General features: G+C 67.7%; 21 protein-coding genes. 9 read left to right on the forward strand and 12 right to left on the reverse strand.

What is annotated here, in order from left to right; translation table 11 throughout:
- Window positions 1-74: 74 nt before the first annotated feature.
- A complete protein-coding gene (locus IL252_RS01945) occupies window positions 75-1091 on the reverse strand; it encodes a phosphotransferase family protein (protein ID WP_208626317.1) in 1017 nt (338 codons plus the stop codon).
- Between the two features lie 52 nt (window positions 1092-1143).
- On the reverse strand, window positions 1144-2415 hold the full coding sequence (rbcL, locus tag IL252_RS01950) for a type III ribulose-bisphosphate carboxylase (protein ID WP_208626320.1): 1272 nt from the start codon (window positions 2413-2415) through the stop codon (window positions 1144-1146).
- Between the two features lie 155 nt (window positions 2416-2570).
- Here rbcL and IL252_RS01955 point away from each other — a divergent pair, with 155 nt between their 5' ends.
- Both IL252_RS01955 and IL252_RS01960 read left to right on the forward strand, forming a co-directional pair.
- The gene (locus IL252_RS01955) at window positions 2571-3341 is read left to right on the forward strand and encodes an SDR family NAD(P)-dependent oxidoreductase (protein WP_208626322.1); all 771 of its coding nucleotides are present in this window, start codon (window positions 2571-2573) and stop codon (window positions 3339-3341) included.
- Window positions 3338-4336: a TIGR04024 family LLM class F420-dependent oxidoreductase gene (locus IL252_RS01960; protein ID WP_153553818.1), complete on the forward strand. Its 999-nt coding sequence runs from the start codon at window positions 3338-3340 to the stop codon at window positions 4334-4336. The genes IL252_RS01955 and IL252_RS01960 overlap by 4 nt, the downstream gene beginning before the upstream one ends.
- Window positions 4337-4535: 199 nt before the next feature.
- On the opposite strand, the gene IL252_RS01965 is transcribed toward IL252_RS01960, so the two are convergent.
- The 3 genes from IL252_RS01965 to IL252_RS01975 form a co-directional block, all read right to left on the reverse strand.
- On the reverse strand, window positions 4536-5234 hold the full coding sequence (locus IL252_RS01965; protein ID WP_208626325.1) for a 6-hydroxymethylpterin diphosphokinase MptE-like protein: 699 nt from the start codon (window positions 5232-5234) through the stop codon (window positions 4536-4538).
- Between the two features lie 133 nt (window positions 5235-5367).
- Window positions 5368-6543 (reverse strand): dihydropteroate synthase, encoded by a 1176-nt coding sequence (folP, locus tag IL252_RS01970; protein ID WP_208626328.1) that lies wholly within the window; start codon window positions 6541-6543, stop codon window positions 5368-5370.
- A 93-nt stretch (window positions 6544-6636) separates the two neighbouring features.
- Entirely contained in the window at window positions 6637-6921 is a 285-nt protein-coding gene (locus tag IL252_RS01975; RefSeq protein ID WP_170094770.1) for a zinc-ribbon domain-containing protein, read from the reverse strand.
- A 90-nt stretch (window positions 6922-7011) separates the two neighbouring features.
- Here IL252_RS01975 and IL252_RS01980 point away from each other — a divergent pair, with 90 nt between their 5' ends.
- Together IL252_RS01980 and IL252_RS01985 are read left to right on the forward strand one after the other, a co-directional pair.
- Window positions 7012-7539 (forward strand): hypothetical protein, encoded by a 528-nt coding sequence (locus IL252_RS01980; RefSeq protein WP_208626329.1) that lies wholly within the window; start codon window positions 7012-7014, stop codon window positions 7537-7539.
- On the forward strand, window positions 7536-8261 hold the full coding sequence (locus IL252_RS01985; protein WP_208626332.1) for an RNA methyltransferase: 726 nt from the start codon (window positions 7536-7538) through the stop codon (window positions 8259-8261). Before IL252_RS01980 ends, IL252_RS01985 begins: the two co-directional genes overlap by 4 nt.
- A gap of 16 nt (window positions 8262-8277) precedes the next feature.
- Here IL252_RS01985 and IL252_RS01990 read toward each other — a convergent pair whose 3' ends face one another.
- A complete protein-coding gene (locus IL252_RS01990) occupies window positions 8278-9783 on the reverse strand; it encodes a DICT sensory domain-containing protein (RefSeq protein ID WP_170094776.1) in 1506 nt (501 codons plus the stop codon).
- Between the two features lie 84 nt (window positions 9784-9867).
- Entirely contained in the window at window positions 9868-11736 is a 1869-nt protein-coding gene (gene gatE, locus IL252_RS01995) for a Glu-tRNA(Gln) amidotransferase subunit GatE (RefSeq protein ID WP_208626334.1), read from the reverse strand.
- Between the two features lie 115 nt (window positions 11737-11851).
- On the opposite strand from gatE, the gene IL252_RS02000 reads away from it, so the two are divergent.
- Window positions 11852-12649 carry a hypothetical protein gene (locus IL252_RS02000; protein ID WP_208626337.1) on the forward strand — a complete coding sequence of 266 codons (798 nt, stop codon included), beginning with the start codon at window positions 11852-11854 and terminating at the stop codon, window positions 12647-12649.
- A gap of 160 nt (window positions 12650-12809) precedes the next feature.
- Here the strand turns inward: IL252_RS02000 and IL252_RS02005 are convergent, their stop codons facing one another.
- Window positions 12810-14216 carry an aspartate ammonia-lyase gene (locus IL252_RS02005; RefSeq protein WP_208626339.1) on the reverse strand — a complete coding sequence of 469 codons (1407 nt, stop codon included), beginning with the start codon at window positions 14214-14216 and terminating at the stop codon, window positions 12810-12812.
- A 173-nt stretch (window positions 14217-14389) separates the two neighbouring features.
- On the opposite strand from IL252_RS02005, the gene IL252_RS02010 reads away from it, so the two are divergent.
- Window positions 14390-14947 carry a cupin domain-containing protein gene (locus tag IL252_RS02010; RefSeq protein WP_208626342.1) on the forward strand — a complete coding sequence of 186 codons (558 nt, stop codon included), beginning with the start codon at window positions 14390-14392 and terminating at the stop codon, window positions 14945-14947.
- Between the two features lie 166 nt (window positions 14948-15113).
- Here IL252_RS02010 and fen read toward each other — a convergent pair whose 3' ends face one another.
- The gene (fen, locus tag IL252_RS02015) at window positions 15114-16094 is read right to left on the reverse strand and encodes a flap endonuclease-1 (RefSeq protein ID WP_208626344.1); all 981 of its coding nucleotides are present in this window, start codon (window positions 16092-16094) and stop codon (window positions 15114-15116) included.
- Between the two features lie 96 nt (window positions 16095-16190).
- On the opposite strand from fen, the gene IL252_RS02020 reads away from it, so the two are divergent.
- Window positions 16191-17060, forward strand: coding sequence for a hypothetical protein (locus IL252_RS02020; RefSeq protein ID WP_208626347.1), 870 nt, complete (start codon window positions 16191-16193; stop codon window positions 17058-17060).
- 66 nt (window positions 17061-17126) lie between these two features.
- On the opposite strand, the gene IL252_RS02025 is transcribed toward IL252_RS02020, so the two are convergent.
- Window positions 17127-17666: a GNAT family N-acetyltransferase gene (locus IL252_RS02025; protein WP_208626350.1), complete on the reverse strand. Its 540-nt coding sequence runs from the start codon at window positions 17664-17666 to the stop codon at window positions 17127-17129.
- A gap of 47 nt (window positions 17667-17713) precedes the next feature.
- Window positions 17714-17854, reverse strand: a complete 141-nt coding sequence (locus IL252_RS02030) for a rubrerythrin-like domain-containing protein (RefSeq protein WP_170094792.1) — start codon at window positions 17852-17854, stop codon at window positions 17714-17716.
- A 136-nt stretch (window positions 17855-17990) separates the two neighbouring features.
- Here IL252_RS02030 and IL252_RS02035 point away from each other — a divergent pair, with 136 nt between their 5' ends.
- Entirely contained in the window at window positions 17991-18563 is a 573-nt protein-coding gene (locus tag IL252_RS02035; RefSeq protein WP_208626353.1) for a class I SAM-dependent methyltransferase, read from the forward strand.
- 42 nt (window positions 18564-18605) lie between these two features.
- The gene (locus IL252_RS02040; protein ID WP_244256722.1) at window positions 18606-19019 is read left to right on the forward strand and encodes a DUF3054 domain-containing protein; all 414 of its coding nucleotides are present in this window, start codon (window positions 18606-18608) and stop codon (window positions 19017-19019) included.
- A gap of 227 nt (window positions 19020-19246) precedes the next feature.
- On the opposite strand, the gene IL252_RS02045 is transcribed toward IL252_RS02040, so the two are convergent.
- Window positions 19247-19414 carry a hypothetical protein gene (locus IL252_RS02045; protein ID WP_015763732.1) on the reverse strand — a complete coding sequence of 56 codons (168 nt, stop codon included), beginning with the start codon at window positions 19412-19414 and terminating at the stop codon, window positions 19247-19249.
- Window positions 19415-19463 lie beyond the last annotated feature (49 nt).

Raw genomic sequence — 19463 nt, forward strand, 5'->3', positions numbered from 1 at the left:
GCTGTACGTCTGTGACTGATTTCGCCACCCCGGGGTGGCGAAGCTCCTCACGAAGTGACAGCCGGCAGTATGAGTCAGGGCCGCGGGAGCGTCTCGACGAGGCGCTCGAACTCCTGGCGGTACTGGGCCTCGGCGCGTGCCCGTGCGAGGCCGGACTCCTCGGCGAACGAGCCCTCGAATCCGCCCATCCGCCACAGCAGCGTCGAGAGCTGGTAGATCGGGCGTTTCCGGACGTACTCCTCGTCGAAGGCGAAGGCGCGCTCGCTGTGGTACCCCTCGTAGAGGGCGGTCCGGAGACGCTCGCGGACGCTCTCGTCCTGGAACGACGAGTCGACGAAGAGAAACTCCGTCTGGGCGAGGTGGTACTCCGGGAGCGCGGCGAGGACGTCCTGCCAGTCGAGCACGGCGGTGATCGGGTCGTCAAGCGTCGGATCGAACAGGAGGTTCGCCGGCCGGAAGTCGTCGTGGACCAGCCGCGGGACGCCCTCTTCCGGGACGAGCGAGAGGGCCGGCTCCAGGTTGCGCTCGGCCCGCTCGCGCAGGTCCGCGAACGGCGTGTCCGCGAGGCCGTCCAGGTGAGCCGTCGTCAGCTGCTCGAAGTACGCACGCCAGCTGGCGGTCAGGTCCCGGACGATGATCCGGTCGTTCCAGAGGTCCAGCCAGCCGAACGCCTCGAACGCGATCTCGGAGTGGAGATCGCCGAGCATGCGGCCGACCTGTCTCAGGACGCGCTCGTGGTCGGCCGTCGAGAGGCCGGCGTAGCTCTCTGCGAGATTGTCTCCTTCGAGACGCGCCGTCACGAAGTACGGCGGGACAGCGGCTTCGGGGTCCTGTTCGAACACGAGGATATCCGGCACCGGCAGCGTCGTTCGCTCCGAGACGTAGTCGTGGAGCGTGGGCTCGACGGCGAACGACTCCATGTCGTCGGGTTCGAACTTCACGACGACCTCGTACTCCTGGCCGGCGTGTTCGAGTGTCACCATGTACACGTCGCTCTGGTGGCCACTGCCCGGTCGCTCGAAGGAAAAGTCGGTGTAGTCCGGCCCGGACTCCTCCAGAACGGCTTCGATGTCGGTGACGGGAGTCGACACGACCACCCGTAAGACGGGGGTCGGCAAAAATCTGGTAGTTTTCTCGTCCCGGCTACCGGGGCGTCTCCGTGCCCCACTTGTCGAGGGCCGTCGCCAGCGCGGGCTCGTCGGCGGCGGCGGCCTCGATCGATCGGCCCTCGGCAGCGGCTTCGACGGCCGCACGGAGGGCTTTCGCACCCGCGTGGGTTCCGTCGGGGTGGCCGTGGACGCCGCCGCCCGCCTGGATCCCGATGTTCGTCCCACAGCGATCGACCAGTTCTGGAACGAGGCCGGGATGCAGTCCCCCGGAGGCCATCGGCAACACGTCGTCGAGCCCGTACAGGTCGCCCGTGAGCCACTGGTTGATCCCGACGGTGTCCTCGTTCGCGAGCTTGCCCAGGTCCGCGGTGCCGGTGTGGATCTGGTCGACGCCACAGAGCCGTGCGATCTGGGCGAGCACCCGCATGGAGACCCCGTGGGACGGGAGGCGATCGAAGGCCGCGTGCATCGCGCGGTGGGCGTGGATCGCCAGCCCGTGGCGCTCGCAGCGTTCGCGGACCTGCTGGACGGCCGCCCACCCGCAGGTGACGACGTCGACCATGACGTACTCACAGCCGTGTTCGGCGGCCAGATCGACCCGTTCGAGCATCTCGGTCCCGCCAGCGGTGACGTTGAGCAGGTAGCTCTTTGGCTCGCCGGTCTCGTCTTCGGCCCGGTCGCGCTGGGCAAGGCTCTCGGTCAGGCGGTCCTCGAAGGGGTTGAACGCCTGGTCGGTGAGGTTCTCGTCGTCTTTCAGGAGGTCGAGCCCGCCGGTCCAGGCCTCGTAGCCGATCTGGGCGTGCTGGTCCGTCGAGAGCCCGACCTTCGGCTTCGGGACCGTCGCGGTGATCGGCCGGTCGTCGGCGTCGAAGATCTCCGAGCGGACGCTGGTCCCGAACTGCGGGCCCGAGAAGCTCGTCGCCAGCGGCTCGGGCCACGCACAGTCCAGCAGGCGGATCCGGTCGACGGCTTTCATCCCGAGGATGTTGCCGGCGATACAGGAGAGGATCTGGGGCATGTTCCCTCCCTCGAACAGCGCGTCGGGGTAGGCGACGGTCACGCGGTAGCCGTCCCGATCGGCCGCCGTGGCCGGTTCGACGGCACAGGCCGTCGCCGAGAGGTCGGTGATACCCCCTTCGACCTGGAGTTCCGCCCAGGTGCCGTTGGAGGACTCGCTGGCGACCCGGCTGGCCGCCGACTCTGCGTCCTGGTCGGCGGCGGGTTCGACGTAGAACTCGCAGACGAGATCGGTGTCGGCCGGGTCGTAGGACAGGTCGAGGAAGTCTTCGTAGGTTATGCCAACCATACCCACGGCTACGTCGTCCGATCGTATAAATGTGGGACGGTCGGACGGAACGTCGTATTCACGCCCTGCGAGCCAGGACGAGGAAACCACGGCCGCTCCGTTGTCGATCGTGTTCTCTACCCGGATTTATCAGGCGAGCGGTCCTCTGTGGGTGTATGCCAGACCAGTTCAGTGTCGACGGCGACGTGGCCATCGTCACGGGTGCCTCGCGCGGAATCGGCCGCGCGACGGCGGAGGCGTTCGCCGCCGACGGGGTCGACGTGGCGATCTGTTCGCGAGACGAGTCCGAGATCACGACGGCCGCCGACGAGATCGGCGAGGCCCATCCGGGGGACGCCGTCGGCGTCGCCTGTGACGTACGCGACGAAGACGCGGTGTCGGCGCTCGTCGCGGCTGCCGTCGACGAGTTCGGCGGTCTCGACGTGCTCGTCAACAATGCGGGCGCGTCGTTCATGTCGTCGTTTACCGACATCTCGCCTAACGGCTGGGAGTCGGTCGTCGACGTGAACCTCACGGGGACGTACAACTGCACGCAAGCCGCCGCAGACGAGCTGGCAGAAGGCGGCGGGAGCGTCGTCAACGTCGCCAGCGTCGCCGGCCAGGACGGCGCGCCGTACATGAGCCACTACGCCGCGGCCAAGGCCGCGATCATCAACCTCACCAAGACGCTGGGCTACGAGTGGGCCGGCGACGGCGTCCGCGTCAACTGCGTCGCGCCGGGCTACGTCGCCACTCCGGGGCTGACCTCCCAGATGGGGATCGAGGCCGACGACGTCGACCGCGAGGACCCGGACCGCAACGTCGGCACCAGCGACGAGATCGCCGACGTGGTCCAGTTCCTGGCCAGCGAGGGCGCGTCGTTCCTGACCGGTGAGACGATCACGCCGCGCGGTGTCCCGGACATCGAGGAGAACCCAGAACTATGAAACGAGACGTGTTCCTGCCCGTCGCAGCACAGCCCGGCGTCGACACCTTAGTCGAGATGAGCCAGCGCGCAGAATCGCTGGGGTACGACCGCGTCTGGCTCCCCGAGACGTGGGGGCGAGACGCGGTCACGACGCTGACCTGTATCGCCCGCGAGACGGAGTCGGTCGGAATCGGGACCTCCATCATGAACGTCTACTCGCGGAGTCCGGCCCTGATCGGCCAGACCGCCGCGACGCTGCAAGAGGTCTCGGACGGTCGGCTGCGGATCGGGCTCGGTCCCTCCGGCCCGATGGTCATCGAGGGGTGGCACGGCGTCGACTTCGAGCGGCCGCTGCGTTACACCCGCGAGACGATCGACATCGTCAAGTCCGTCCTCGCGGGGGAGACAGTCGACTACGACGGCGACATCTTCCAGCTGTCGGGGTTCCGGCTTCGCTGTGAGCCACCGGAGCCCGTCCCCGGCATCGACGCCGGTGGGCTGGGTCCCAAGTCCGTCGAACTCGCCGGCCGCTTTGGCGACGGCTGGCACGCGCTGATGACGACGAAAGAAGGACTTCAGGACCGTCTCGAAGACTTCGAGCGCGGCGGCGACCTCGGGGACCGCGACCGCAGCGAACAGCGCGTGACGCTGTCGCTGCCCTGCTGTGCGCTCGACGACGGCGCGGAGGCCCGTCGGCTGACCCGCCAGCACATCGCGTTCTACGTCGGCGGCATGGGCACCTTCTACCGGGACGCGCTGGCCCGCCAGGGGTACGAAGACACCGCCCACGAGATCGCACAGGAGTGGGCCGGCGGCGACCACGAGGCGGCTATGGCCGCGATCGACGACGACCTGCTCGACGCGCTGGCGGCGGCCGGTACGCCCGAGCAGTGTCGCGAACAGTTCGCGAGCTTCGCGGACATCGACGGCGTCGACGCCGTCTCGGTCTCGTTCCCGCGAGCCGCAGATCCCGAGCAGATCGACGCGACCCTCTCTGCACTGGCACCCGATTGATCGGGCTCGGGGACGACCCCTCGACCATGCAGCGAACGAACGACCGGCCACACTGTGCGGTGTGCGACCAGCACTTCGAGAACCGGACGGCGTTGCACCGCCACGTCAAGGACGCCGGCCTGCTGTGGTAGCCTCCCGAAACGGGGGGCGACTATCCGGATCGACCCACACCGCCGAACAGCGCCGAGTGGAACTCGCGTCACTCGACCGGCAACGCCGACGTGTCGATGCCGTTGCGACGCCCATCGAGCACGTCGAAGCGCTCGCCGCGGCGTCGTTCGAGCCAGTAGAGCAGCCGCTCGGCCCAGTCGAGCTTGCGGCGCTTCTCGGCGCTGACCGACGGGTCGTCGAACGACCAGCCCGGAAAGACGAGCGTGGCCGCACCGAGGTGATCGGCCAGGAACGCCGCCCGGTCGCCGTCGGTGAAGCCACCGAAGTTCTCCACGCCGTCGGCGGGGGCGGCCTGGGTCGTCGGGAGGACCGCCGCCGGGTCGCACTCGGGCACCGTCGACTCGACGAGTCCGAGGTTGTCCCCGTGGGCGTGGATCGCGACCGGCGTCCCGCCGTTCGTGAGTCGGACGACTGTCTCGGCGTGTTTGTCCAGATCCGTGACCACGCAGTCGACTGCGACGCCCGTCGCCAGGAGTCGATCCGCTGCCGTCGACGCCGCGACGACCGCGTCGGCGTCGACCGCGCGGTCGATGTCGTCGTCTAGCGACGGCCCACCGCCGGCGACGGCGACCGTCTGCCCCGCCAGGTCGATCGACTCGGGATCGAGGGTCGAGGCTCCAGCCAGCAGCGTCGCCAGTCGGTCCCTGGCCCGCTCGTCGCCAGCCCGCGGGTAGCCAAAGTCCGACAGTATCGCCTCGTAAACCGGGTTCCAGTGGTGGTAGTCCATAGCTACTGCTATCGAGTTTGTGTCAGGATAAACCGTAGTTTGAGCCGAAATGGCACGACCGTGTACCCCTACCCGGGTGCCCTTTCGGCCTTCATCCGTCCTTTCTGGGGCATTGGGTATAAGTTTTCTCTTACTATACGTCGTTTGCTATCCATTCCATCACGTCGCCGACCCGTCCGCTGTCGTCCAGCGTCGCCGCGAGACGGGTCAGCGAACGTGGTGTGCCAAAGACCACCACTGACGACTCGCCAGCGATTCGGACGTTCGTGTCGGCGGCGGCCGCTGCCAGCGACTCGCGGCCGGCGGGATCGAGGCCGGTGATCCGGAAGGCTCTCGTCGTCCCGTCCTCGGGGTCGAAGTCGGCGTCGACTGCCTCGACGTGTCGGGCGACCTCCATGCCGTTCGTCACGTCCAGTTCCTCGACGCCGAGCGACGCCTCACGCAGGGGCGAGTCGGCGAACGCGTCGCCGATGCGGGCGGCGTCCAGCGTCTCGGCGACGTCGTGGGTCCGGACGACGTGTGCGCCCCGGTCGATCGCCATCGACGTGGCGGCCAGCGACACCGGCAGCGCCTCCTCGGTAGAGCGATCGGCGAGCGATCGCAGGAAGTTCTTGCGGTTGATCGAGACCAGGATCGGTCGGTCCAGCGCTCGAAACTCCCGCAGTCGTCGGAACGTCTCGCGGTCGTTCGCGAGCGTCTTCGCCTCGGACCAGCCGCCGAAGGCGGGGTCGACGATCGTCTTGTCCGTCAGCCCGTTTTGCCCCAGGGCCTCGTACACCTGATCGACGTAGTCGGCCTGCTGGGCCCACGAGGGAGACTTGCGAGCCGCCCAGTCGGTCTCCTCGACGGCTCCCGGCCGTTCGAGATCCGGCGGACTGGCCATCTTGCCGACCGCGACGTCGTACTCCCGGCAGATCCGTGGCATCTCTGGGTCCGCGAAGCCACAGATGTCGTTGACCATGTCGAAACCCGCCTCGATGGCCGCCTCGGCGACCTCGTGATAGCGCGTCTCGATCGAGAAGATCGCGTCGCCGCTGACCGACTCCATGGTCTGAATGGCCGTGTCGAGCCGGTCGAGTTCCTGCTCGGCCGAGAGCACGTCGAAGCGCTTGTTGGCCGACTCCAGGCCCACGTCTACGATATCCGCGCCCTCGCCGACGAGTTCCTCGTCGACGTAGGCGGCCGCTTCGTCGTGGTCGTCGAACACGCTGGGGTCGTACGGCGACTCCCGGCTGACGTTGAGCACACCCATGATCCGGGTAGGGTAGTCGTCACCGATCCCGAGTCCGGCGGCGTCGACGTTCTGCATAGCCCAACTGAGGCTTCACCACGCAAAAACGGCCCGCTTGCGGCGGTCCGTTCACACCCCCGGCTCGCTCGCCGATCGGTCGCTGGAGTCCGGTTACTCACCGAAGATGTCCGATACGTCCACGTCCGTCCGTGCCCGGGTCCCACCGGGCAGTCGTTCGCCACACTCCCGGCAGAAGTCGTACCCGGCCGTGTTCTCGGTCCCACAGGACGAACACAGCCCGGGATATCGCGAGTGGTCGGCCTGGAGTAGGCTCGAATACTGCGCCGGCAACACCGGGCGACCGCCGCGCTGGGGCTGTCTGCTGGCTCGCCGCCGCCACAGCACGACGGCGACCAGTCCAGCGAGAAGCGCCAGTCCGACCCAGAACGGGTCCATGCGTCTGATTTGGGGTTCGGTCAGAATAAGCACTGTGCCGACGACAGTCGGCATCGCGCCGCTTTTATCCGCGCCCGGCAAACGCTCTACATGGGCAAGGTCAACATCGGACTCCGAGGTTGGCGCTTCGACGAGGACGAGGTCTTCGACGACGACGGCCGCGTCAGACCGCTCGGGACGATGGACGAGGACACGAAGGCGCGCGTGCTGCGGCTGACAGAACGGCTCTCGGACCCCTGTGACGCCTGCTGGCTCCGGTACGGACAGGACGACCCCCAGCAGTGCTCGCCGGCCGAGGTGATCTACGGCGAACCTCGCGGCGAGGTGATCCTCTGTCGCGACCACGAGACCGACTTCGTCTACTGGTTCCGCGAGGTCGCCGACGAGGAGCTGATCGGGACCCGAGACCTGCAAGACGCGTTCCACGGCTGGTTCGCCGACGGCGGCCGCGCCCCGGAGGGGTACGCGGGCGTCGAACACGTCGACGAGGATCCCGAGGGCGTCCCCGAGACGCCGGACCCCCACGAGGAACTGCCCGGCATCGAAGAGGAGATCGAGCGCATCGACGACGAGGACCTGGACGCGCTCGACATCGACCTAGACGACCTCAACGTATGAGTTCGGTCGCTGTCGCCGTCGTCGACGCCGAGACGCCGGGCAACGTCGGGACGATCGCTCGCTCGATGAAGAACTTCGGCCTCGACGAGCTACTACTGGTCGATCCGCCCGACCTCCCCCGCGAGAGCGAGGCCTACGGCTACGCCGGACAGGCCCGCGAGGACATTCTCCCCGAGGCCCGAGAGATCTCGTTCGACGAACTCGTCAGCGAGTACCACACCGTCGGCTGTACCGCGATCACGAACGAAGACGGGAGCAAGCACGTCCGGTACCCCTTCGTGACGCCCCGAGACCTCGCCGACGACCTGGCTGGCCTCGACGCCGACACCGCGATCGTGTTCGGCCGCGAGCGGGTCGGGCTCACCAACGACGAGATCGAACGCCTCGATCAGGTCTGTTCGATCCCCGCCAGCGAGGAGTACCCCGTGCTCAACCTCGGGCAGGCGGCGACGATCGTCCTCTACGAGCTGCGGTCACTGACCGTCGAGGACACCCAGCTTCCGGACCCGACCCACGACCGGGCCGCCCAGCCGGAGATCGAGGGACTCCACGAGCAGTTCGCCGGCTTCCTCGACGCGATCGACCACCCCGAGGAGAAACGGGCGAAGACGCGGCGGCTGTTCCAGCGACTGATCGGCCGCGCACACCCGACTGGCCGCGAGACGACGACGTTGCGAGGGCTGTTCCGACAGGCGAGCCAGCGGCTCTCGGACGAGGAGTGACGCCGACCGCGGCCGTCTACGACGGTGCCTGCTGTCCGGTCTCTTCGAGGACGCCGTAGGTGTCACGCAGGTAGCGAAACACGTCCCGGGAGATCGAGGGCTCGTAGGTCCAGAACCCCTCGTAGACCTCCGGATCGGTCTCGCGGACGACGAGCGTTCCCGTCCGGTCGGTGCGGCCGTCCCCGTCGTACGTGACGAACCACGACTCTTCGATCTCGGTCGAGGAGTCGGGATGGACCGTCACGTTCGGGCGGTCGACGGTCGGCACGACGTCTGGGACGCCGTAGATGTGTACGTCGACGCCCGCGTCGGCGATCCGGTGCATCACCCGCCGCGATCGCTGGCTCTCCCAGTAGCGCGAGAGGTGCTGGAAGCCCGCGAGCAACTGGCCGCCGCCGGTCTGCCAGGCCGTCATCTCGATGGCCGTGCTGGCGTCGATCAGGAACTGCTTCTCGACGCCGCGCGCGCCGAAGACCCGCTCGTGGAGTGCTTCGAGCACGTCCGGACCGCGGCGTGTCGCGAACGGATCGTCGTCCGCGTTGGCGGTCTCGACACCGCTTGCCAGCTGTGAGAGCGGCGACGACGCCATCTGGACCGGGCCGCGATGCAAGAGCGCCACGTCTCTGGGGTTCTCGGCCGCCAGCTCCGTCTCGCGAACGTCGATGTCGAGATCCTCGAAGAACTCCCGGACGGTTTCGAGCCGGTCGTCCGGGCTCTCACGGTTGCAGACGGTCAGCGTCGGCCGGTCGCTGTCGACCTGTGCGATCAGTTCCGCAAGCGAGTCGAACGCCAGGTCCGTCGTCGCGCCGGTCGGCTCGGAGGTGCCGGAGGCCGGCGTCGCGGGCTGGGGAACGCCGAGTTCGCTCCGGGGCGCGGTCGAGATGGGGACGGACGACCACTGTTGTCCGCCGTCGAGGCCCTCGATGCGGACTTCGAGACCGTCGGTGCCCTCCCTGGTGTAGACGACGCCGTCGACCAGCGCCTCGACCTGGCCCAGGTCCGTCTTGCTGAAGGAGTTCTCGTGTGCCGTCAGCACGGCGAACCCCGATCGCTCCTCGACTAGCCGTGACAGCGAGTGGACGAACCGGATCGTCTGATCGACGTCGGCGTTGAGCGCCAGCGTCGTCAGCGAGAGGACGCCGATTCGATCGACGCTGCCGTCCCGGCCCTCGCCGAGCGTGTCGAGGAGGTCCAGGACGGCACTCCCGACGTTGCCAAGCTCCGCCGGCATCGACACGTGGCGGGTCCACTCGTTGTCCGCCGTCTCGCCGTAGGCGTCGCCGGCCGAGTCGACGATGCCGACCGCCGGTGACACACCGTCCAGCGCGCTCTCGTACTCGGCGCGCAGGGCGGCCGTGCTGCTGTCCGTCGAGACGAGCACGGTCGTATCGTCGTCGGTGGCCCCGTCGGCGAGGAGTCTGAGTGCGAGTCGTCGCTTGCCCGCCATCGGCGGGCCGACGCACAGCAGCGTCGTCCCACCGGGGACGGAATCGATTGGCAGGCGGTCCCCGGTGCGTACCATGCACAAACCTATGACGCCCAGTGTATACAAAACCCACGGTCAAGGTACCGGGCGAACCGCTGCTAAGCCGCGGAATACGCTGGTTTACGCCCGCTTCTGGATCTCTTCTCGCAGCACGTCACTGACCACGTCGCCGTCGGCTTTCCCGCGGAGTTCTCCCATGCACTCGCCCATCAGCGCCGAGAACGCGCCCATACCTTCCTCGGCCACCTGCTCGGCGTGGCGCTCGACGACCGTCGAGACGGCCTCTCGGACCTCGTCCTCGCCGGCACTGCCCAGCCCGGCCGCCTCGGCGGCCTCGGCCGCGTCCATCCCGGGATCCGCTGCCAGAGCCGTCAGCAGTTCCGGCACGCCCTCTTTGGCCAGTTCGCCGTCGGCGACCAGCTCCAGCGTCGCCCGGAAGTGGTCGTCGGTGAGGTGCGCGACGGGCACGTCGTCCCGGCGCAGTTCCGTCACCGTCGACTCCAGCGTCTGTGCGGCGAGGGTCGCGTCCACGCCCCGGTCGACGGCGTCCTCGAACAGCCGCCAGCGCTGGCCGTACGCGACCTGCTCGGCCAGCCCGGCGTCGAGGCCGAACTCGGACTGGTAGCGGTCGACCTTCTCGGTCAGCAGCTCCGGCGTCTCGACCTCGCTCTCGTCGGGGGTCACCGGCGGCACGTCCGTCTCGGGGTACATCCGCGCCGCGCCCGGGAGCGGACGGAGGTACCGAGACGTGGCGTCGTCGTTGGCGTCCCGGGTCTCTTCTGGCACCCGGTCGAGAGCGGTCTCGGCGCGCTCGGCCGCGGCGTCGATGGCCAGTTGTGCGGTCTCGGGGTCGTCGGCGACGATGGCGACGGCGTCTTCCGGGTCGGCGTCGACGGCCTCGCGCAGTGCGTCGACCTCCTCGTCGGTGACGCCGTAGGCCGGCAGTTCGTCCGTGTGGAAGATGCCCCCGGCACCGTGGCGCTTGGCGTGGTCGGAGAGCTCCGTCCCGAGCCGACGGTCCGGCTGGATCTCGCGGCCGACCAGGCCGTCGAAGCCGTACAGCGGGACCGCCTGCACGACGCCGCCAGCGTCCAGTGCGCCAGCGATGACCCCCGAGTCCGTCTCTTCGAAGAGATCGGTCACGTCGCGGGGCTCGCCGACGCCCGCTCCACGTTCGTTCAGTTCGTCTCTGATGTCGAGCAGTTCGACCTGGCGACGGACCTCGTTGCGGACGAGATCGTCGATATCGTCGAGGCTCTGGACGCCCTTCAGTTCGATCCGGGCCCCGTCGGCGATCGAGACGTTCACGTCCTGGCGGATCGTCCCCAGTCCGCGCTTGACCTGTCCGGTCGAGCGCAACAGCATTCCGATTTGCTCGGCCGCCTGACGGGCCTGGGCCGGCGATCGGATGTCGGGCTTGGTGCCGATCTCGACCAGCGGGATCCCCAGTCGATCGAGCGAGAAGCGCACGCCAGCGTCGGTCTCCTCGACGCGCTGGGCCGACTCCTCTTCGAGCAGCATGTCCTCGATCCCGACCGGTCCCTCGCTGGTCGAGATCTCGCCGTCGTTGGCGACCAGCATCGAGCGCTGGAACCCCGAGGTGTTCGAGCCGTCGATGACGATCTTGCGCATCACGTGGACCTGATCCGCGACGTTCATGTCCAGTAGCTGGGCGATCTCCAGGGCCACGTCCATCGCCTCGCGGTCGACGCGGTGTGGCGGCTCGTCGTCTTCCTCGACGAGACAGGTCGTGTCGTAGGCCAGATACTCGAACTCCCGGTCGACCATGCTCTCTTCGAGCGCGGCCTCGTCGATCTCGCCGAGTTCGCTCTTGGTCGGGTGGAGATAGCGGGTCAGCGACCGCGTCGACTCCGCGGGTTCGCGAACCCGAGTCGGACACTGACAGAACAGTTTCGTCGCCGTGTCGAGTTGCTGGTGGATCTCCAGACCGGCCACCAGTCCGAGTTCCTCGTAGTCGTACTCAGTCATTAGTGGGCGGTCCGAGCCCCACCCGCAAAAAACGCACCGTTGTCGGCCGGTCCGGGACCGATCGGCCGCCGGGTGGCTGGGTGTCACTTTTGCTCGTCGAGCCCGTGATAGGGATATGGACCACAGGCTCGTCGCCGTTCTCACGGCGGTACTCCTGGCGGGCTGTGGCGGCATCGCGACCTCCGACGGCGGCACCGAGACGCTCACGCCGGCCCCGGTTCCGGAGCCGGCCGACGCCACGACCGAGACCGGGACACTCCCGCCGGGCGTCACCGGGAACGGCGTCGTAGACGTAGACGAACTCACCGCCGCACACCAGCGCGCGACGGCCGACCAGTCCTACACCCTCACGACCGAGCGGTCGACGAGCCGCGAGACGGCCAACGAGACCCTCGACACGCGACAGGTCGTCCGGGTCGCCAACGAGTCGACGTACGCTTACTGGACGAACGAGCGCGTCGTCTGGGACGAGAGTCGGGCTCGCTACTTCGACAACTACTCCGAGTTCCAGGACCCCGACGGCCGGTACGTCCGCTACACCGAACTGGACGGCGAGACACGACAGCGCAAACTCGGCGCGACGGCCCCGCGTCCCAGACTCGACCGGGAGGCGACGGTCGCCATCGAGCGGTTCCTGACCATCGACAACGCGACCGTCAGCGTCCGCCGCGACGACGGCGAGCGCCACTACGAACTACGCGGCGAACAGCGAACCTTCGTCACCGAGCGCCCGATCCGGAACGTCTCGGTCAGTGCGGTGATCAGACACGACGGGCTCGTGCGGTCGCTCTCGGTGCAGTACTGGCGGGGCAACAGCGACTGGGGCGAGTTCGTCCGCTACTCGTTCGCGTACGAACGGCTCGGCACGACGACCGTCGAGAAGCCGGCGTGGGTCCGAGCGGGCGAGGACTGAGACGGACGAATGGTGGTTTGCCGGCGATCAAACGCCTCGCTGGCTACTCTCTGTCCCCCTCTTGGACCAAGACCAGTGCTCGGCGATCAAACGCCTCGCTGGCTACTCTCTGTCCCCCTCTTGGACAAGACCAGTGCTCGGCGATCAAACGCCTCGCTGGCTACTCTTGTCCAAGAATCACTCGCTCCGTCATCTTCGCCGGATCGAGCACCTCGTCGGCCTCGGACTCCGAGAGGTACCCCTCCTCGACGACGACTTCCTTGACGGTCTTGTCTTCTTCGAGGGCCTGCTTTGCGACCTTGCTGGCCTTGTCGTAGCCGATCGCCGGGTTGAGCGCCGTCGCCAGCGCCATCGACTGCTGGACCCGCTCGGCGCAGTGCTCGCGGTCGGCTTCGAGTTTGGCGACGAACTTCTCGGCGAAGACCTCGCTGCCGTTGGCGATGAGACGCGCCGACTGGAGGAAGTTGTTGGCCAGGACCGGCTTGTAGAGGTTGAGGTCGATCTGGCCCTCGGCAGCGCCAGCAGAGATGGCGGCGTCGTTGCCGACGACCTGCTTGTGGACCTGGTTGACCGCCTCGGCGACGACGGGGTTGATCTTGCCGGGCATGATCGACGAGCCGGGCTGGTTCTCCGGCTGGTCGATCTCGCCGAGGCCGTTGCGCGGGCCGGAGGCGAGCAGGCGGAGGTCGTTGGCGATCTTGTTGAGGCTGCCGGCGACGGTCCGGAGCGCGCCGTGGGCCTCGCTCATGGCGTCGTGGGCGGCCTGGGCCTCGAAGTGGTTGTCGGCCTCCCGGAAGTCGATTCCCGTCTCCTCGCTGATGTACTCGGCGGCGCTGGCGGGGAACTCGGGGTGGGTGTTCAGCCCGGTGCCGACGGCGGTGCCCCCAAGCGCCAGCTCCGAGAGGTGGTCGCGCGTGTGCTTGACGCGAGTGATGCCCTTCTCGATCTGAGCGCGATAGCCAGAGAACTCCTGGCCCAGCGTGATCGGCGTCGCGTCCTGGAGGTGGGTGCGGCCGGTCTTGACTACGTCGTCGAACGCCGACTCTTTGTCCGCCAGAGCGTCACGCAGGGTCGACAGCGCGGGCAGTACGTCTTTCTCGACGGCTTCGAGAGCGGCGACGTGCATCGCCGTCGGGATCACGTCGTTGCTGGACTGGCCGTAGTTGACGTGGTCGTTGGGATGGATCGCTCGCGTCCCGATCTCGCCGCCCGAGAGCTCGGTCGCGCGGTTGGCGATGACCTCGTTGGCGTTCATGTTCGAGGACGTTCCCGATCCCGTCTGGAACACGTCGACGGGGAACTGGTCGTCGTGCTCACCGGCGATCACTTCGTCGGCGGCCTCGACGATGTAGCCCGCGGTCTCGGCGTCGACCGTCCCCAGGTCCTCGTTGGCCTGTGCGGCGGCTTTCTTGACGATGCCCAGCGCTCGGACGAAGCGTCGACCGAAGGACTCCTCCGAGATCGGGAAGTTCTCGACCGCGCGCTGGGTCTGTGCGCCCCAGTACGCGTCGGCCGGCACCTGCATCTCTCCGAGGCTGTCGCGTTCGGTCCGGAACTCGTCGCTCATGACACGTGGAACCTCGCCCCGGTCGTCGTAAAACCCACCGCTTCGGTCGACGGATCGTCTCGGCTCTGTGACACAGTCGCCGGGATTATGGGGTCGGGCGACGACGCGACACGAACGTCACCGAACAGACCGCGAAGACCCAATCGAAGTTTCGACGGTAAACGACTGGACCGATGAACCACGTCACGCTGGCCTCCGACGACCGAGACCGTCCACTGGCGGCACTGTCTCGCAACAGACTCGCGGACGCACTGGGTGCGAGCGACATCGCACTCAACCACTACCGGGTACCACCAGGTGAGCGACTGGCTGGTCTCCACGCCCACGACGATCAGGCGGAGATTTTCGTCTGTCTCGACGGGACGATGACCTTCGAGACGCTCGACGGCGAGTGCACGCTCCGAACGGGAGAAGCAGTCCGGTTCGCACCCGGGGAGTTCCAGTCGGGCAAGAACGACGGGGACGCGACCGCGACTGTACTGGCTATCGGCGCACCGCGAGACACCGACGCCCTCCGCGTTCCGGTGGCGTGTCGCTCGTGTGGCAACGACCGGACGGAGCCGAGGGTTCGAGACGGGGAGACAGTGTTGGCGTGTCCAGCGTGCGGCTACGAGTCCCTCGTCGAGTGTCCCGAGTGTGGCAGCGGCGATGTCCGCGCGGAACTGGGTCAGGACGGTGCAGAGCCGGTATCCGTGTGTTTAGAGTGTGGGAACTCGTGGGCCGCGCGGTAGGGACTCTGTCGAGCATCCGGGCGACCGAGCGGTCCGAAGGACCCGGCAGGTCGCCCGGTTCACGCAAATCGCCGTTCGGCGATTTGCGCCTTTTTCACCCATGTTTTTGCCCAAGCGGTTCGAGCGCGGCTTCGCCGCGACTCGAACCTGCCGGGCAAAAAGATGGCTAGGTCCAGTTGTCCAGCCCGGTCTGGACGACGCTCTCCTCGATGCGCTCGAAGGCGCGCGCGACCTCGTCGGCGTCGACTTCCCACTCGCCGGTGACGTACTCGCGGGCGGCGTCGAGGTCGGGGTTCACCGCCAGATCGAGTTCGTAGTCGTCAGTGACGGTCGGGTCGAGGAACATCGCGCGGATGCGGTCGCCGTGTTCGACGTGTGCGTCGCGGGCGTCGAGTGCACCCCAGAGGTCGCCGTGTTCTTTGACGAGTTTGATGGCCGTCTTTGGCCCGATGCCGTCGATGCCGGGGTTGAAGTCCGTCCCCATCAGGATCGCGGCGTCGACCAGTTGCTCCCAGGTGATCCCGTGGTGGTCCAGCGTCGCCTGGAAATCCATCAGCTCCGGGTCGCCGCTGCTGGTGAGTTGGCGCAGCGTCAGCGGCGCACCGAGCAAGAGCGCGTCGTAGTCTTCGGTACCGACGTAGTCGACGGCGTCCTGACGGGCCATGTGGGCAGCCTGGGCCTCGCCCTCTGCGGGCGCGTCGACGACCGGTACGTCGAGGGTCCGGAGGAGTTGGCGGGTCGTCGTCAGGATCGTGTCGGTCAGGCGCTGGGTCTGGGAGTCGAGTCGGGCGATCTCGCTCGTGTCGCCGCGCTCTCTGGCGGCTTCGAGTTTTTCCTCGCGCTTTTCCCGGGCCTCGCGCCGTTGCTCGACCTCGTCGTCTTTGAGTTCCGTGACGCCGCCGTCGAAGACGAAGACCGGCGTCAGGTCGTGTTCGAAGAACTTCGGGAGTCCCTGGATGACGCCGATCAGGTTCGCCACCTCGGTCCCGTCGCTGGTGGTGTACTTCTCGTCGCTGGTGAACCGGACCGTAGTCGTGAGATACCGGTAGAGCCAGTTGTGGGCGTCGACGGCGACGACGCTGTCACCCAGCTCCTCGAAGGGAACGTCTTCGAGCGACGCCAGCGATCGTAGGTCTGCGTTTCCCATCGCACCGACGTAAGTGCGAGCGGGGTTTGAATGGTGGTGGTCGGCGTCGCCAGCCCCACGCGGGATTTATTATCGTCCGGATCGGTAACGAATCGTATGGCGACAGACACACTGCGTCGCTACCAGGACCCGGAGTACACCGGCTCGAACCGGTGTCTGCCGTGTGCGCTGGTCAACAGCGTCATCGGGATCCTGCTGAGTGGGGGTATCGCCGCGGTTGGGGCAACTTGGGCGACGACGGCCGTCGGCGTCGCTGGCGCGGGCGTCGTCCTCCTGCTCTCGGCCGTGAGTATCTACTTCAAAGGGTATCTCGTGCCGGGAACGCCCGCGTTGACCAAGCGGTACTTCCCGTCCTGGCTGCTGGCGCTGTTCGGGAAGGAACCGGCCGAGGCCGCGGCGGGCGTCGCGAAGTCGGCCGCCGATCCCGCCGTCAGAGAGGAGACCGAAGAGCCGGCGGAGATCGACCTCGAAACGTACCTGATGGAGGCCGGCGCGCTCGAACCGTGCCGGGGCGGCGAGGACCTCTGTCTCACCGACCCGTTCCAGACCGAGTGGAACGAGGCCATCGAGCGGATTCGAGACGCGGACGTGGGGCGGGAACGCCTGCCGGCGCTGCTCGACACCACGGCCGAGGAAGTGACCGTCGAGGAGCACGGCTCGGCGTTCCGTGCCCGCGTCGACGGCCAGTACGTCGGCACCTGGGAGTCCCGCGGCGCTTTCGTCGCCGACATCGCCGCGGCGGAGGTGCTGGGTGAGTGGCTCGACGACTGGGCGAGCGTCCCCGTCACGCACCGGGGCCAGCTGCTCAACGGTCTCAGGCTCTTCCTGACGACGTGTCCCTCGTGTGGCGGCGATCTCGCATTCGGCACCGACACCGTCGAGTCCTGTTGTACGACCCACGAAGTGGCCGCCGTCTCCTGTGAGGACTGCGAGACGCGAGTCTTCGAGTCGGATCCGGTCGACTGACAGACGGGCGTCGCTCCGACCGGCACAGAACAGCGACACGAGAGCGTGTCGGCGTCTCGCGAGCGGTCAGGAACCGCCAGATGCCGGGACGGCGACTGTCGCCGGTGGATCGGCACCGCGACGGTCGTCGAGAAAGGCGACTTCTTCGGGACTGAGGTCGCGTTCGCGGTAGCGTTCGAGACCGGACCGGTAGCGCGCTGGCGACCGGTCGCCGGGCCACGCGAGCACGAGTTCGGCGATGCCGGTCGTCTCGCCGGTGTAGGCAAAGCCCGAGCGGTAGCCGGCCTCGTAGGCGAATGGGTTGTTGACGGCGATCCGAAGCGAGTCGTACCCGCGGTCGGCGGCCCGAGCGCGCGTAAACGAGAGCAGTCTGGGGCCGATCCCCTCGCCGCGGCGATCCTCGCGGACCGTGACGTAGCGCAGCCAGAGAGTCGTCTCGTCGGTGCGGTCCTCGTTGAACGCGACCGCAGCGACGATCTCGCCGTCCTCGCGTGCGACGGCCTTGCCGGTGGCCGACATGACGAACTTGCCCGCGTAGCTGAACGTCCGGTAGTCCAGTTCGAGCGTCGGGCCCTCTGGCGGCCACCCCAGCAGGACGAACTCCATACCGACACCTCGGCGGGGATGCGAAAGAGTCCGGCGGTCCGGGGCGGCTACAGGTCCCGCGAACGGTGGATGTTCCGGAGCGTGCCGCCACACTCCTCGCAGGTTCGGTCGGTCGTCGACTGCTGGCGCTGGCCACAATCGAAACATTCGTACAATTCTTTCTCTGTCGTCGTAGTGCTCGGGCGCATATTCGCCCATACGTGTCCCAATCAAATACCTTCGTCCCTAAAACACATTATATGATACATATTCGAGAACGGCGAGGAGCGAACGCACGGTCACGTTCGACGACACGGTCAAGCGTCTGGGCCGAGACGGGCCGGTATGCACGGCGATGCCGCGGTCTTCGATCGGTTCGCCTGGGCGTACGACCGCCTGATGCCGTCGGCGGACGCGGGTGCGCTCGCGGCCGGACTCGCCGAGGCCGACAGAGACGTGGACCGCGTCGTCGACGTAGCCGGCGGCAGCGGTCGCGGACTCAGAGCGGTCTCGGCCGATGATCGACTCGTCGTCGACGCCGCGCGTGGGATGCTCCGGCAGGCCACGCGCCACGGGCTGGCGACCGTCCAGGGCGACGCGGCGACGCTGCCACTCGCAGACGACAGCGCCGACGCAGTGACCATCGTCGACGCGCTGCACCACCTGCCGGACCGCGACGGTGCGATCCGCGAGGCCGAGCGCGTGCTCGCACCGGGCGGAGTCCTCGTGGTGGCAGACTTCGACCCGTCGACGATCAGGGGGCGAGGGCTGGTCGCCACAGAACACCTGGTCGGCTTCGCCTCTCGCTTCGACACGCCCCGGCAACTCCACCGACGGATGGCCGACGCGGGGCTGGAGCCGGTGATCGTCGAAGACGGGTTCGGCTACGTCGTGGCCGGCGTCCGCTCGACGGCGTGACGAAACGGGAGAACAAAGACGATGGAACCCCGAGACGGAGGTATGTCAGTCTCCTCGTCGGTCGGCCGGCGCGTCGATCCGGAACTGTCGATGGTCCTGCTCGCGCTGGGAGACGTGCTGGCGGTGACGATCTTCGTCGGCATCGGCGAGATCACCCACGGCATCGACCCGATCGCACAGCCCGGCCGCGTCGCGGGGACGCTCGCGCCGTTCCTGATCGGACTCGCCGTCGTCACCCTCGGTGGCGGGCTCTACACGCGAGACGCGATCAGGTCACCGGGGCGGGCGGTCTCGCTGATCGTGCCGGCGTGGATCGTTGCAGTCGTCGTCGCCCAGTTGCTTCGGGCGACGGCGGTCTTCCCCGGCAACGCCGCGATCACGTTCGCGATCGTCTCGGCGATCGTCGGGGGCGTCCTGTTGCTCGTGTGGCGTGCCATCGCGTCGGTGGTGCTCTGATACCGCTGGCCGTCACGGTCGTCGCCACGCCGTAGCAGCGAGCGATGGACAGCGGTCGCTCGTCAGCGTGCGTCGCGAGACGGTGAGTGTGTGGAGAATCGTCCCCGATCGAAACGGTCTGTGGCCGGCGATCGGCTGGTCCCGTCGTTTCGATGGGGACGCGTACAGCGGTGTCGTGCCCGTGGTGAGTGCCCCGTCCCGGAGGGACCGCGTGCCACGCGACCCGTCTACTGGAGCGTGCCTACGTCGAGCGCCACCGTCGACTGGATCCACGCCTGGTGGTTCTCCCGGTCGTAGATCACGAACTCGTCGTCACCGATCGTGAGTTCGGCGTATCGCCGAGTCTGCTCGTCGGTCGTGGCGTCCGTCACGTCGTCCGTGGCATTCGTGCTCATAGGTATCGAGGGGAGCAGTAGGGTGTGCCTCTGTCCCTCCGCTCTCCGG

The organism is Halomicrobium sp. IBSBa (assembly GCF_017612575.1).
Taxonomy (GTDB): domain Archaea; phylum Halobacteriota; class Halobacteria; order Halobacteriales; family Haloarculaceae; genus Halomicrobium.